General features: G+C 56.3%; 12 protein-coding genes. 1 reads left to right on the top strand and 11 read right to left on the bottom strand.

Going from position 1 to position 15,306, the window contains the following annotated elements; translation table 11 throughout:
- Positions 1-12 precede the first annotated feature (12 nt).
- From AS19_RS11760 to AS19_RS11810, 11 genes are all read right to left on the bottom strand, one after another.
- Positions 13-1,449 carry a glycosyltransferase family 39 protein gene (locus AS19_RS11760; protein WP_046962107.1) on the bottom strand — a complete coding sequence of 479 codons (1,437 nt, stop codon included), beginning with the start codon at positions 1,447-1,449 and terminating at the stop codon, positions 13-15.
- A gap of 2 nt (positions 1,450-1,451) precedes the next feature.
- Positions 1,452-2,771, bottom strand: coding sequence for a lipopolysaccharide kinase InaA family protein (locus tag AS19_RS11765; RefSeq protein ID WP_046962108.1), 1,320 nt, complete (start codon positions 2,769-2,771; stop codon positions 1,452-1,454).
- The gene (locus AS19_RS11770) at positions 2,768-3,664 is read right to left on the bottom strand and encodes a glycosyltransferase family A protein (protein ID WP_046962109.1); all 897 of its coding nucleotides are present in this window, start codon (positions 3,662-3,664) and stop codon (positions 2,768-2,770) included. The genes AS19_RS11765 and AS19_RS11770 overlap by 4 nt, the downstream gene beginning before the upstream one ends.
- A complete protein-coding gene (gene rfaP / locus AS19_RS11775; RefSeq protein WP_011589570.1) occupies positions 3,661-4,509 on the bottom strand; it encodes a lipopolysaccharide core heptose(I) kinase RfaP in 849 nt (282 codons plus the stop codon). The genes AS19_RS11770 and rfaP overlap by 4 nt, the downstream gene beginning before the upstream one ends.
- Positions 4,506-5,600 (bottom strand): glycosyltransferase family 4 protein, encoded by a 1,095-nt coding sequence (locus AS19_RS11780; protein WP_011589571.1) that lies wholly within the window; start codon positions 5,598-5,600, stop codon positions 4,506-4,508. Before AS19_RS11780 ends, rfaP begins: the two co-directional genes overlap by 4 nt.
- Positions 5,597-6,622 (bottom strand): lipopolysaccharide heptosyltransferase I, encoded by a 1,026-nt coding sequence (gene waaC, locus AS19_RS11785; RefSeq protein WP_011589572.1) that lies wholly within the window; start codon positions 6,620-6,622, stop codon positions 5,597-5,599. Before waaC ends, AS19_RS11780 begins: the two co-directional genes overlap by 4 nt.
- A gap of 3 nt (positions 6,623-6,625) precedes the next feature.
- Positions 6,626-7,402 carry a lipopolysaccharide kinase InaA family protein gene (locus AS19_RS11790; RefSeq protein ID WP_041705079.1) on the bottom strand — a complete coding sequence of 259 codons (777 nt, stop codon included), beginning with the start codon at positions 7,400-7,402 and terminating at the stop codon, positions 6,626-6,628.
- 4 nt (positions 7,403-7,406) lie between these two features.
- Entirely contained in the window at positions 7,407-8,462 is a 1,056-nt protein-coding gene (waaF, locus tag AS19_RS11795) for a lipopolysaccharide heptosyltransferase II (RefSeq protein WP_046962110.1), read from the bottom strand.
- Between the two features lie 8 nt (positions 8,463-8,470).
- Positions 8,471-9,397: a branched-chain amino acid transaminase gene (locus AS19_RS11800; protein WP_035459583.1), complete on the bottom strand. Its 927-nt coding sequence runs from the start codon at positions 9,395-9,397 to the stop codon at positions 8,471-8,473.
- Positions 9,398-9,437: 40 nt separating this feature from the next.
- The gene (glnE, locus tag AS19_RS11805; RefSeq protein ID WP_046962111.1) at positions 9,438-12,302 is read right to left on the bottom strand and encodes a bifunctional [glutamate--ammonia ligase]-adenylyl-L-tyrosine phosphorylase/[glutamate--ammonia-ligase] adenylyltransferase; all 2,865 of its coding nucleotides are present in this window, start codon (positions 12,300-12,302) and stop codon (positions 9,438-9,440) included.
- Positions 12,303-12,507: 205 nt separating this feature from the next.
- Positions 12,508-14,319 (bottom strand): GspE/PulE family protein, encoded by a 1,812-nt coding sequence (locus AS19_RS11810; protein ID WP_046962112.1) that lies wholly within the window; start codon positions 14,317-14,319, stop codon positions 12,508-12,510.
- 301 nt (positions 14,320-14,620) lie between these two features.
- Here AS19_RS11810 and AS19_RS11815 point away from each other — a divergent pair, with 301 nt between their 5' ends.
- A complete protein-coding gene (locus AS19_RS11815; RefSeq protein ID WP_011589578.1) occupies positions 14,621-15,301 on the top strand; it encodes a TIGR00153 family protein in 681 nt (226 codons plus the stop codon).
- Positions 15,302-15,306: the final 5 nt, after the last annotated feature.

Below are 15,306 nucleotides of genomic sequence, written 5' to 3' on the forward strand. Positions count from 1 at the left end.
CGATCAAGTCGCTTATTGTCTGGCCAATACCACCACCACATCATCGCCGTCACTGTCGAAGACTTTTTCCAGAGAGAAACGAGAGTGGTGAGAGGCTAATAGCTGTTCCTGCTCAGTCCGGTCCACGCGCCATGCCAGCAAACTACCCGGCGCCACCGTTACCGGAAACGGCGGCTCAACGTCATAGCTGAAATACCCTTGATCAGCATAGAAACTCACCTGCCCATCATTGATGTAAACCACACGATCAGAACGCGCGGCCAACCAGTCCCCCGCGCCCCTCAGAGCGGCCTTTTCATGCCCTGTACTGCTGATGGACGTCGCCAACGCAGACAAGGCCAAAACCACCACACTCGTCCGCCTGAAAACGGCACTTCCGCCAAGGTAAGCCTGTGAAAACCGAACCCAAAGGAACGGTAAAAACATCAGAGCAGCAAACACCACGTAACGGGAGGACAAGAACAAACTGGTCACCAGAAAGATTACCAACACTGCCAACCACAAATAGAACAACACCAAATAGGTAGTGCGATCCCCACTCTTCCAATCAACGGGCCTTAGAAAAACGGCCAGCACCAGAGCTCCCATCAGCATCAATAATTTGCTGGGAACAATCGTCATCAGCCCCCAGAACAGAATCTGGCTACCATACTCATCTGAAAACTTGTTCAGAACGGCTCCAGCAAGCAAATCACCATAGCGCTGAAACTCCTGATAGCGATCAGCGATATTCAGCGCATCCAAGTAATGAAGAACCCTGCCCACAGCACCACTGTCACTAAAAGTCAGAAAGAGCAGAAGCCCGAGCATTCCGACTGCGGGCACCACATAGAACCCAGCCATTTTCTTCCAGTTTCTTTCCGGCATCAGCAGCCCTGCCAACGCCAGACCAATAGCCACAGCACCGACTTCGAGACGACAGAGCACCCCAAGGGCAAGGGCACAAAAGCACGACAGCAACCACCACACAGAGGCCTTGTCCTGATAACGCAACCAGGAATAAATGGCCAGCAAAGAGAAACACCAGGCAGGCCAGTCTCTCAACACCGATGCCCGATATTCATTCAAGGCAGGCAGCGCCAGAACGAAAAGCAATATCAACCACCCCGGCGCCTGCGCCACCCGCGACAAGAGCAAAACCATCAGCGCAGTAGTTCCAGCCGCAAAGAGAGAAGTCACTATCATCGCAGAGGTTAGCGCCGACCACGGACTTACCTTTATGACACCCGCTAGAAACCAGGAAAAGAACGGCCAGTTAAAGGTAGCGGTTACGCTTCCTTCAATTTCCCCAGCCGCTATTTGTTTCGCCAGATCGATGTACAGCATCCCATCCCGGTTCAAAACCGGGTCTGTCATAAATGCCAGCAAGGAAACAACCAGACTCCCTATCACTGCCACCATGGCAAGGGACTTCGGGTTTTCCACTGACCATAAGCGTGTTTTTATCATGGCTACCGAAATTGCTCCCAGTTCTTCTCGAACCGCAACTTGTCTTTTTGGTTTTTTACTTGAGCCCAGCGTGCACGAGAACTAAATCCTGCGCCATCAAGATCAATAAAGCTGAGCTTGTCCGCTTCATCCACCAGAATATTCTGCGCCTTCATGTCTCCATGACTGATCCCCGCCCAGAGGAAGCGATCCAGCCACAGGCGCACATCCACCGCCAGACGTTGCGCCCGGTTACGCTGCTGCTCCATCACCTGGCTCAGGGCTTTCGACTCCAGTTTGGGAAAAACAATGACACTGGTCCCGGCTCGCTCCCCTTGAGTAAATTCAACCAGCATAACCGGGCATGGCGTTGGGATACCCAGCAGGGCCCACAACCAACCCTGGCGCCAGCTGATCATTCCACGGGAGCATTTCATTTTCTGTTTAAAACGTGCTTTCAGGCCCGCTTCCCGATAATGCTTTACCACCCAGTTTTTATTTGCGTAAACACTGACACGACTGCCTTTCTTCAAAAAAGGCAAGACCTCTGGATGCTCGCAATACGTCAACCACGCGTCTAAATCGTTCCTACCGGCACGAACACTGTAGACAACACCGTCCTTGATCGACTCCACGCGGATTGCCGAACAGTTCCGCTGAAACTTTCGGTCTGCCTGTACCATTCGTCTGTGCAGGGCGTACCGACAGCGCTTTTCAAAATCACGACTGTCCACGCCGTGATGTTTCATGAAATCAAGGCATTCCTGAATCAGTGAGGCCTGCAACGCCAATGCCGCTTGGGCACACATCAGGGCCAGGTTGTCTACCAGTGCAGCTGCGCCCCGTGAAGGAACCGGCTTTATCGCCCCGGCATCCAGGCAAACGACCCCACCATCATCCCTGACCAGGAAATTCCCCAGATGCAGATCAGTTTGTATCCATCCGGCCTCATACAGATTCCATACGGTATCCAGCAATGTTCTCAACAGGGGCAGATCAACCCTGTCAGTAAGCAATGCCTCCAGCCCCGCCCCTGACACGGGCTCCATCAGCAAGACTGCATGATTATCCTGCTCCAGCAATGCCAAGGCCTCAGGCACACAGACACCCTGGCCCGCCAGGGTTTCCAGCAAGGCATATTCATGCCGCCCGGCGGCTTTGCTGTCATTGAAGAACAGCTTGGCAATCACCTTCTGCCCTTGCCACTGCCCCTGCACCACCAATCGCTTTCCGGGCAGGTGCCGCAAAATATCGTCAGCAACCAACCGCCCTTCACTCATATCCACCGAGAACGGTTCTGCGTCATTCCAGCACCAATGCTGCAAAGCTGACAGCGTGATCATTTCTTAATCAGGCTCTTGAGTAAGCGGCGCAAATAGCGAGGCCGCAAAGCGGCCAGGGGAGCCTCACGAAAAAGCTGTCGGTACAAATGACGCACATCACCATAACTTCCGGCTCGATCACAGATTTTCACCAATGAAAGTAATCTACGCACACGATAGCTCTTGCGCATTGCCTGGGCCCATTCGGGCAGACCATTGTTATCAAAAATCCGGCTTTCCAGAGACATGCCCACCGCCAAGGCCGCGCTCACATCATGGCGCATACTGTCTTCATGCTTGTGAATTTTGGCAATGGGCTCCGGAGTAGTGGCCACCGGATAATTGGCCAGCACATGGGCAAACACGGGCAAATCCTCTGTATGACGCAACTCACGGTCATAGCGCACAGATGCAAATAACGTCCGATGCATCGCGCACGCGCCATTTGAGATGGTCAATTTCTTGCCCAGATATTCAGAGAAATTCTTCTGGCAATCATCCGATGCGGGCCATGGCCGAATTTCGTCACACCCTTCCTGGCTACATGAAAGATGGCCACCGATAAGGAGTCGTGCTTGAGGGTTTCCTTGTGCGCATTGATCCAGTGCTGCCAATGCCCCAGAGCACATTTCATCATCAGCATCCAGGAAAACTAGCCAGGAAAAAACCGCTTCCTCCACGCCCCGATTCCGTACTGCGGACAGCCCTTGATTGTTCTGCCGAACATAAGACAGCCGGGAACTATTCTGCTCAGACAGCGACTGCATCACCGTATCGGTGTTATCGGTAGAGCCATCATTGATCACCAACACCTCAAAATCAGAATAAGACTGGTTCAATACCGACTGCACCGCCCGCTCGATGCAGTGGCCATAGTTATAGGCAGGAATGACAACGGAAAACCCCGTGCTCATATATCCTTCCCCGGGTGCGCATTAAACTGCAGCGGAAATTGTGGTTTTTTTTCATAATAGCGACGATAAATTTTTTCACCTTCGCGCTGACTGGCGGCCAGCAGGGCAGATTTTTCCGTCAACACGTCACGTAAAGACAGGCCACTGTACTCACGCACAAAGCGCAGAACATCTCTTCGCGTCATCCCGTACCGGGCAGTGGAGAAATACAACCCCCCCAAATCCTTGACTCGCCATCGTTGAGGAACCGCCCCTCGCACCTGGGAACGGTGCAGATCGATCAGGAAAAGAGGCGCGGTTTCATCCCTGGCGTGCACCGCGGGGGCCGGCATCAAAAAGTGGGCCAGATAAAAATCACGGTGATTAATGCCGGCGTCATGCATACGGCGGGCGATAGCAGCCACCCGACGAATCAGCTCGCGCTTGAAGCCTACAGGAACTTCTCCTGCCTCAAGCCAGCTTTCGCCTACTTCCTCCAGACTCAAGGTATCGGCCAGCTCATCCGTGACCAGAAACGATTCCTGACGAGACGGATTGTGGCCACGGCAGCCATACCCTGCCACCGTCATCGTATCCAGCCCTGCGGCCCGAACAGCATCAATCGCACGCACTTCCTGCATGGCACCAAGCACAGGCAATTTCCCCTGAGCGAGATTCTTGAAGATTTCACGCCATCCAATCCCGCCATGGTACTTGAGGAAATAACCTTTCCCGGCATGGAAAAAACGTAGCGTTCTGCGCCCTTCACGTTCCCGGAAAATATCCCCTTGTTGTCGGGCTGCCTGCTCAAACGGGTCCTTACCGGCCCAGGCCGCCGCCAGATCCTCACGCAGCATCTTGCTCATTCCTGCTCCCCGCCGTCGCCCGCTTCCACTGCGGACACCGCATGCTCCACCAGGTCATAAATATCTGCACTGGCCGCAAATGCCCGTCCCCGTTGCCGCCAGTCATCACGCCCCTGCATCAGAAGCCCCTTGGCTGCCAAGGCCATCATGGCAAGCGACGCATTGTCATTCATTACCTGGCCCATGGCCGCCTGCTCGATGTACGGTGAATAGCCGCATGCCTGCGTGGTCAAAACCGGCAACCCGGCAATGGCAGCCTCAAGTAATACCGTCCCGGTGTTTTCCGCATAGGCGAGATGCAGCAGCAAATCCGCAGACCAGAGCCACTCCGGCACATTGTCCTGCCCACCCATGAAATGCAGGCGCGACATTACACCCAGCCGGCGCGCCAGCGCGGCAAAACGCTCAGGGCGGTCATCGCCCACTACAAACAGTTGCGCCCCTGGCAGCGCCGCCAGCACATGAATGGCACGATCCAGGCCCTTGGTACGAAAACCGGAACCCACAAACAACAGCATCGATTCCTGATCAGCCAGATCCAATTTTTCCCGATGCGCCATACGCACCGACTCATAACACTCAGGCAGCACCCGGTCACGGCGAATGCCTGGTGGCAAATCGACAAATCGTTGTTCGGCGGTACCGTAGTGATCCTGAAACAGGGATTTCTGGGGCGGAGAAATGGACAAAATACGAGTAGTGCTATCCTGTGCAAAAACCGCATGCTCCATATCCAGTTTGCTGCGATAACGCGGTAACCAGGAACGCGGCCAAGAGTAACGCTCGGAAAGACAGCCATCCGCAGCATAATACCAATCCAGCCCAGGCATTTTGTTAAACCCTACTCTCAGGTCAAAATCCGCCCACAACTCACTCACCTGGCCTGCAAACTGCACGTCACGCCGGTGATTGCTGCCGGCCGTCACCGGCAACAAATGCACAGTAATATCCGTTGGTTTTTCACCGTCCCAGTCTCGGGTAAAAATGGTGACCTGATGACCCCGTGCCACAGAGGCTTGGGCAATAGCCAACATATCCCGTTGCAACCCGCCGAACGGGAAATACTCGAACAGCACAAACGCCAGCTTCATGAGGCCACCCGTAACAGTTGCTGCCAGACCTGTTTTGGCTTGAGACTGCTAAAGCAAGGAGGTTCTACCCCCTTGCCTAACTCTCCCCGATAGGTGCATTTTCCCTGCACGCAGGGCGCGCAGGGAAAATCCGCCGCCAATGACGAAGCACGCATGCCTTGCACACCGGTCAGCACCGGGTCCGTTGGACCATAAAGCGCCACACCCGGCAAGCCGGCAGCGGCAGCCAGATGCGCCAGGCCAGTGTCTACGGCGATAAAGGCATCCCAGCTCAACAACTTGTCGGTCAGCGCATCCAGACCCATCTTCGGCAGCACACAAACGCGCTCCAGCCCGGCGGCCAGCCGCTCGGCGCGGGCTTTTTCTTCGTCGTTGCCCCAGGGCAAATGGACACGGTGGCCGTCGCCGCTGGCCAGCTCGAGAAGCTGGCGCCAGAACGCTTCCGGATAATGTTTGGTGGCCCAAGTCGTGCCATGACAGAACACCAGCTCTGCCGGCTCACTCAAGGGCGCTGGCACATGCTCACGGGGTAACCCATAGTCTGGCGCAGTATCGGCAAGGGGGTAATTCAGAGCCTGGGAAAACAACTGACGAACCCGCTCAATGGCGTGCTGGCCACGGGCCACAGGCAGCGGATGATCCAGCACCCTGGCCGACAGCCCCTCACGCGCAGAGTGCTTATCAAAACCGTATTTTGGACCACGGGAGAGGCGCGTAACGAACGCGCTTTTCAGCAAGCCTTGGGCATCAATTACCGCATCATAGGAGTTTGACTGAACGGCGGCATTAAAGGCAGCCCACTCCCCGGAGCGACGCGCCTTGATGGGGTGCTTCCGCCAGCGGCGCAAGGCACATGGAATAACTGTATTAACCGCAGGATGGCGGATGGCCAGGTCGGCAAAGCTGTCTTCCACAACCCAATCCACCTTTAACGAGGGAAAGGCCACTAGCGCATCAGTCAATGCAGGCAAGGCATGAATCACATCGCCCATGGAAGAGGTCTTGATCAAAAGCAAACGCATTGATCAGGCGCTCCTTAACTTGAACTTACGCTCCATGCGGGCAACGAGTGATCTCCCATCGCTATCTGCCAGCGGTCGGTCAAGATACGCTCTTAAAAACCGCACCCTGTCACGGGCAGAAAAACCTTTCGCTCGTCTTGCCAACGTCTCCAGATCACGTAGACGGGGCTGCCAGCGCTGGTAGTGAGGCCGACAGCGTTCCATATCAATGAAACGCACATCATAGCGTTGCTGTTTTTCACACCAAGCAACAAAAATATGCTTGGGATACAAATTCTGGTGAACCAAACCACGCTCATGAAGCAAGCGCACCACTGAGGCCACATCACGTATTAACGTAAATCGTCTCCCAGGGGATAACGCACCCAAATCGATTTGATCAAGGCTCTGAAAGCCAGCCAAGTTAATGCTGACCAACATGGCTTCATGATTTCCACCTTGCGAGTTCACAGCAAAAAACAATGGCTCCGCTACCGGCACACCCGCTTGCCAGCAACGCATCAGGGCTATGTATTCCTGATACAAAGTGGCTTGCCCGGTGATGGGGTGCAGCACAGTACGTCGCACATAGTTACGCTGATGCTTGATATAAACGGTTACCGGTTCCCCTCCAGCCCCAACCACGTTTGCCTGGAATACTTGGCTGATCCCACGCCCTCGCTGGTTGGGCTCGTCGACCAGCGTCTTGTCTAACGCCAACCAATCCGCAATCGTGTTCAGACCAAGCCCATTCAACGTCAATCGCCAGTGGGGGTGAATGTAATTGCCATTCAATTCCATTGGATTACTCATCTCCTACCAATATCCCCAACGAGTCAATCACCTTCATGGGCGGCAACTGACGCAAACAATTCAGGTGGCCCAGCGGGCATTCACGCTCGAAACAGGGGCTACACTCCAGCCCCAATCGTACCACTGCTACCCGATCACCCAAGGGAGGCGTAAAGCCGGGAGACGTTGAGCCGTATACGGCTACCAGTGGCCGCTTCAGAGCGGCCGCAATATGCATCAGGCCAGAATCATTGCTGACCACCGCCATGGTCGCTGACAGCAAATCCACGGCCTGCTCCAGGGACGTGTTCCCCGCCAGCACCACCGCATGCTCATCCGCACCGTTCTCCAGCGCCCCGACGATCATATCCGCCACGGGCTGGTCTTTACCGGAACCGAAGATCCACACCTGCCCGCCACGCTCGATCCAGTGCTGGGCCACTGCGGCATAATGATGCTCTGGCCAGCGTTTGGCCGGACCGAATTCAGCCCCGGGACACAGCCCCAGCACCGGACGGTCCAGGTTCAGATTATGCGCCGCCATGGCCCCATTGCGCGAATCGTCACTGACCTGCAAGTGCGGGGCGGTAATGTCTTCCAGCCCCGGAACCGGTGCCCCTGCCGGCAACGCCAGCGCCACAAAACGCTGCACCATCAAGGGGTAGCGCTCCTTGTCCAGTTTGCGCACATCGTTGAGCAGACCATAGCGCATTTCGCCGCGCCAGCCGGTGCGCACCGGGACCTTCGCCGAAAACGGCACCAGCGCAGACTTGAGCGAATTGGGCAGCACATAACTTTGCTGATAGTGGCCGCGCAGGGATTTCCCCAGTGCGTGCCGCTCACCAAGACGCAAATCGCCATGATCAAACGGCAACGCCAGGGCCTCACGCACTTCAGGCATGCGTGACAGCAGCGGCCGGCACCAGGTCGGCGCCAGCACATCGATAGCACAATCGGGGTATTGATGACGCAGTTCGGAAAACAGCGTTTGCGCCATCACCATGTCGCCAACCCAGGACGGGCCGACGACAAGGATGGCGGAGGGCGAGTCGGTCAAGGTAGCCGGCATCCGCCTGTTCAGCTCACGTAAGTGAGCCAGTCTCCGTAGTCATCATCCAGCTTGCCGCGCACCAGATCAAAATACACAGCCTGCAATTGCTCGGTTACCGGGCCGCGCTTGCCTGCGCCGATAATACGGCCATCCAGTTCGCGAATCGGCATAACTTCAGCGGCGGTACCGGTGAAGAAGGCTTCGTCGGCAATGTAGAGCTCGTCACGGGTAATACGTTTTTCACGCACCGGGTAACCGCGCTCTTCAGCCAATTGGATGATCGTTTTACGAGTAATCCCATCCAGGCAAGAGGTCAGTTCCGGGGTATAAACGATGCCGTCGCGAACCAGGAACACATTCTCGCCGGAACCTTCCGCTACGTAACCTTCGTTATCCAACAGCAAGGCTTCATCTGCGCCGCCGGACAGGGCTTCGTTCAGCGCCAGCATGGAATTCATGTAGTTGCCGTTGGCTTTCGCCTTACACATGGTGATGTTCACGTGGTGACGGGTATAGCTGGAGGTGCGCACCTTAATGCCCAATTCCAGCGCCTCCGGCGACATGTAGGACGGCCATTCCCAGGCTGCCACCATCACGTGCACTTTCAGGTTGTGAGCACGCAAACCCATGCCTTCACTGCCGTAAAACGCCATCGGGCGCAGGTAGGCGTGGGGCAAATTATTTTCGCGAATCGCTGACAGGTGCGCCTCGTTGATCTGCTCTTTATTGAAGGGCAGCTTCATGTTGAGGATATGCGCACTGTTGAAAAACCGGTCGGTGTGATCCTCCAGGCGAAAAACCGCTGGGCCACGATCTGTTTCGTAGGCCCGCACCCCTTCGAACACGCCCATGCCATAATGCAGGGTATGCGTGAGGACGTGCACCTTGGCATCCTCCCAGGGAACCAACTCACCATCCAACCAGATAAAACCGTCTCTTACAGCCATCGACATGCAGTGATACTCCCAGACTAAGGACCTTTGAGCGAACGCCCTACAGGTCGAACCAATGCTTCCAAATCGTTCGAACGCCTTCACGCAAATCGCGGAATTGAGTGTCGTCGACAATGGATTTTTCTTTGCGCAACGAAGCGCGATGAGCCGCGGACCGATAAGCCAGATAGGCTTCCCGCAGCAGGCCAGCATCTTGAGCCGACATAATGTCCAGTGCGGCCAGTGTTTCCAGCAAGCGCACATTATCGGTGAAGCGGGTGAGTTCACCGTGGGAGGAGGCCCATCTCAGAACCCCGTATTGCACCATAAATTCGATATCAACGATACCACCAGGATCCTGCTTGAGGTGAAAAGTGTCCGGGCTTTTGTCGGCCAGGTGATCCACCATCTTGGTGCGCATGGCCAGCACATCCTCGCGGAGTTTCTCCTGCGGACGTGAATCGCACAGCACCTGATGGCGAATATCGTTAAAGCGATTACGGGCACGGCTACAGCCAGCCACGACCCGGGCGCGAACCAGCGCCTGATGCTCCCAGGTCCAGGCATCATTGCGCTGGTATTTTTCGAACGCATCCATGGAGCTCACCAACAGGCCGGCACTACCGGACGGACGCAGGCGGGTATCCACCTCATAGAGCTGGCCGCTCATGGTACGCGTGCCGATGATATGCACGATGCGCTGTCCCAGGCGGGCATAGAACTGCTCATTGGAAACGGATTTTTCCCCGTCAGTCATACCACCGCTGGCCGCATCATGCAGGAACACCAGATCCAGATCGGAGTTATGTCCCAGCTCGATCCCCCCCAGCTTGCCGTAACCCACCACCACAAAATCCGGGCTACAGGGCTGGCCATCATCGCGTGATGGGCGGCCATGGCGCTCCACCATCGGCTCCCAGGCCAACATCACCACCTGGTTAAGAATGCTTTCGGCCAGCCAAGTCAGGTAATCACTCACTTTCATCAACGGCAATACTTCGGTGACTTCCGACGCCGCTACCCGCAACAGATGGGCCTGCTTGAAGTTACGCAGCACTTCCATCTGCTGTTCCAAATCGTCCTCAGCCACCCGCAGCAGCTGCTGACGCAGCTCGTCATCCAACTCCGCCCGCTCCGGTGGCGAGTAGAGGGTGCGTACATCGAGAAGCTCATCGAGCAATACAGGGTGACGGGTAAGCCGCTCGGCAATCCAAGGGCTAGCACCGGACAGTTTCACAAGCTGTGTCAATGCGCTGGGGTTTTCCACCAACAAGGCTATGTAGGCGCTGCGGCGCAGCACCGCCTCCACAAAAGCGATCAAGCGCCCCGCTGTCGTATCACCGTGCCCCTGGTAACCCAGCGCTTCGAGCATTAATGGCATCAACCGATCCAGCCGCTGCCGGCTGATGGCCTGCATATTCTCCACCGCTCGGCTATCGCGGAAGTCGCTCAGCCTAGCGTACACAGCCTGAGCATCCAGCACCCCGATAGCACTGAGTTGAGCCTGCGCTGCATCCTCATCCAACGCCCCCAACCACAAATCGAGCAGCTCCTGATCAGCACCTTGGGCAGCATCGGTCTCTTGTTCCGGGTCGGCAATCACTTGGCTAAAATGATGGCGCACACTTTCCCGGTAGCGACGCAGCTTGCGCTCAAACGCTGCCCGAGCGGAAAAGCCCATGGCATAGGTCAAGCGCTGCCAGCCCAGCTCATCATCGGGCAGCCGCTGAGTCTGCTTATCCGCCACCGCCTGTAAACGATGCTCCACATCGCGCAGAAACAGATACGCCTCAGTCAACTCGTCGGCCACATCTTCGGGCAACAGCTCCAGCGCCACCAGCTGTGGCAGCACTTTGATTAAATTCGGCTCACGTAGATCAGGCAACTGGCCACCGCGAATCAGCTGGAATGCCTGAACAATAAATTCCACTTCACGAATGCCGCCTGCACCCAGCTTCACATCCGCCTGCATCCCCTTACGATTCACTTCCCTCTCGATCAGGGATTTCATTTCTCGCAGGGACTGGAACGCGCCGTAGTCGATATAACGACGATAGACAAAGGGATTTAAGCGTTTGATCAAGCGGCCGCCGGCCTCCAAATCGCCCGCCATCGGGCGCATCTTGATCAGCGCATAGCGCTCCCATTCGCGGCCCTGGGTTTCGTAGTAACCCTCCATGGCATCGAAGCCGATGGCCAAAACACCGCTCTTGCCCCAAGGGCGCAGACGCATATCCACCCGGAAAACGAAGCCGTCTGCGGTTGTCTGATCCAGCGCCTTAATTAACTGCTGGCCCAAACGCACAAAGAATTGGTGGTGGGTTAGCGCCCGGCGTTCACCTTCGATTTCACCCTCGTGCTCGTAGGCAAAAATCAGGTCGATATCGGAAGACAAATTTAACTCGTGAGCGCCCAGCTTGCCCATGGCCAGCACCACCAGCCGGACCGGCGTGCCATCCGGCCCCAGCGGGGTGCCGCAACGCTCACAGGCCCAGCCATACAATACGGTCAGCGCTTCATCAATGAGCGTATCGGCCAGCAGCGACAAGTCGGCCACGGCACTGTGGTAATCGCCTATCCTGGCCAGGTCCCGCCAAATAATGCGCACCATGTGGCGGTGACGCAAACGGCGCAGGGCCCGCTTGAGGCTGTCTTCATCATCACATTCAGCCAACAGCGCGCGCACTTCTTCTTTCAAGGACGCAGGCGCCAGAGCTTGGGTTAGATCACTGGCCTGCAGCCACTCTCCCAACCCCGGATCTCGCTGAAACTGAGCAGCAACATAGTCCGATCCTGCCCACACACGGGGCAGATCGACCAACAAGGCATCGGGGATACGGTGTCCGGATTCAATAAAATGCTGCCAGTGCTGACTAACCAGCACCGACAGTTCATCCGGCAGAGAATCGTATTGGGGTTCACTCATGGGCGGCTATTGTCGTACGGCAAAGGCAAAGCTACAAGCGGCAGAACCAAGCTATACGCTGCAAGCGTCAAACCGCGAGACGGAAAAATGGCGTTGAAGACAGGGCAACCAACGGAGCCCAGCGCTGGAACTTGGGCCCCTCAGGGCAAACCCAGAACATTCTCGCCCGCGCGCCCTCCTTATTGCTGCCGCGATTGATGCAGCGCTATCCCATCAAAATATCGTGGGAGGGCGTCACCCGCATAACCTCTTCAATGGTCGTCAGCCCCTTGGCCACTTTTATGGCGCCACTGATTCGCAGGGGTTTCATGCCTTCTTTGAGTGAGGCCCGGGTCAGGGTTTCCAGGTCGGCGCCACGGGTGATGTGGTTTTTCAGGGTAGTGCGCAGGGGCATGGTTTCATACACCCCCATCCGGCCTCGATACCCAGTCCCTCGACATTCCAAGCAACCCACCGGCTGATACAGCGTTGCCGGCATCTTCATCTTGAAAGGACGAACCAGCTCCTCCCAGGCTTGCGGGTCGGTTTCGGTGGCCGTCTTGCAGTTCGGGCACAGCGTTCGCACCAGCCGTTGCGCCATCACACCCAGCACCGTGGCGCTAATCATATAAGGCGCCACGCCTAGGTCGATCAACCGGGTGACGGACGATGGCGCGTCATTGGTATGCAGGGTCGACAGCACCAGGTGGCCGGTGAGGGCAGCCTGAATGGCCATGTCCGCAGTCTGCAAGTCGCGAATCTCACCAATCATGATGATATCCGGGTCTTGGCGCAGCATGGCCTTCACGCCTTGGGCAAAGTCCACATCAATATTGGCCTGAATTTGCATCTGGTTAAAACTGGACTCCACCATTTCGATGGGGTCTTCGATGGTGCAAACATTCACTTCGCTGGTGGCCAACTGCTTGAGCGTAGAATACAGCGTGGTGGTTTTCCCCGACCCGGTGGGGCCGGTGACAAAAATAATGCCATGGGGGTGGCTGGTCATCTGGTGCCAGGTATCGTGATCCTCCTTGCTAAAACCCAACTGCTCGAAGCTACGCACCAGTACATCCGGGTCGAACACCCGCATCACCATCTTTTCACCGAACACGGTGGGCAGAGTAGAAATCCGCAGCTCAATCTCATCCCCTTCCGGCGATTTGGTCTTTAAGCGACCATCCTGGGGTTTACGCTTTTCCGCCACATTTAAACGGCTAAGAATCTTTAGCCGGCTAGTCACCGCCGCCATAATGGCCGCCGGCAATTCATACACATCATGCAGCACACCATCAATGCGAAAGCGCATCTTGCCGGTTTCCCGGCGTGGCTCCAGGTGGATATCGCTGGCGCGCTGGGAAAACGCATACTGCAGAATCCAGTCCACAATGTTAACGATATGCTGGTCGTCCGCATCGTGGTGCCCTTTGCCCACTTCGAGTAGCTGCTCGAAGTTGGTAATGCCCGACATTTCCTGCCCGGTGTTGCCGGTCGCCCCTGCAATGGAGCGGCTCAGGTTATAGAACTCAATCCGGTAGCGGCGCATTTGCTCCGGATTAACCAACACCACTTCCAGCTCACGATCGCGCAGCACCTGTTGCAAATGCGGCTGCCAGCCGCGCACGAACGGCTGGTCGCAGGCCACCACCACCTTATCGCGATGCACCTCCACCGCCACAATACCGTGGCGTTCAGCGAAGGCGTAACTCATTACATTGGTCACCTGATCCACATGCACTTTAAGCGGATCAATGCTGTACACCGGCAAGCCGCTTTTTTCTGATAGCCAATGAGTCAGAAAGTCCACATCCAAAAGCTGGTGGGTATTGGTGCGATCGGTAAGGCGGTACTTAGCCAGCACCTGAATAGGGTGCCAGTTCAATTCTTTCTTTTCCCGCGGCGTCGTGGAGATCACGTTAAAGTCCTCCTGACTGACGCGCCCTTCATCCAGCAATTCACGCATCAACCAGCGCACATCAACCAGAAGGCCGTCCAGCTTAGGGGCATCCCCAGGAGCGCTAACCGTCACTTTCTTCACTTTCTATACTCTCCAACTCTACCCGGGGCTCTATTGGCCTGCGCCACACGGCAAAACACCACCTGTGGCAAGCCGAGCCATCTCATTATTCTGGCGTAGGCCGTAGCGACCCATCAGCATCTTTACTGTACCCCTAACATTGACCCCCTGACAGCCCCGCCTGCTTTCTCTATACTCGCGACCCAATTAGTGCCGGAACGGCGACACCGTTGTCACCGTCTTGCCGCGGCTACCCGCCAGCAGCGAATAGCGGCATGATGGGCAGCTGCTCCCAACCCTAACCCTTGGACCCGAGGCGCCTATGTCCTTTGGAAGCTCCATTGCCGGCCTCTTCGGCCGCTCACCAATCAAGCCCCTGCAAAAACACTACGATACCGTCCACGACTGCGCACGCACGCTGGCGGACTTCTTCGCCGCCGTGACGACCAACGACTGGGACAAGGCACGCGCTGCTCGCCAGCGAATTGCCGACCTGGAAAACCAGGCCGACGAGCTGAAAAAAGAGTTCCGTCTCAGCCTGCCCAAAAGTCTATTTCTGCCCATGCCCCGCACCGATCTGCTCGAACTGATCAGCGTGCAGGACAAGGTCGCGAATAAGGCTAAGGATATTTCCGGGCTCATGCTTGGCCGGCAGATGACCATTCCTCCCGTTTTGGCCGACGTAATGCAAGCCTATGTACAAGGTGCCATCGACACCTCCGCCCAAGCCCAAAAAGCCATCAACGAACTGGATGAGCTTATCGAAACCGGCTTCAGTGGCCGTGAAATTCGCATGATAGAAGACCTGATCGAAGAACTGGACCGCCTGGAACGGGCCAACGACGATCAACAGGTCACCATTCGCGCCACACTGTTCAAGCTGGAAACCGAGCTATCACCAGTGGACGTCATCTTCCTCTACAAGATCATCGAATGGGTGGGCGATCTCGCCGATCGCGCCCAGAAAGTGGGCGGCCGCCTGCAGATGTTGGTCGCACGCTAGGAGAG

It is taken from the genome of Alcanivorax sp. NBRC 101098, from assembly GCF_001010505.1.
GTDB classification, from domain to species: Bacteria; Pseudomonadota; Gammaproteobacteria; order Pseudomonadales; family Alcanivoracaceae; genus Alcanivorax; species Alcanivorax borkumensis.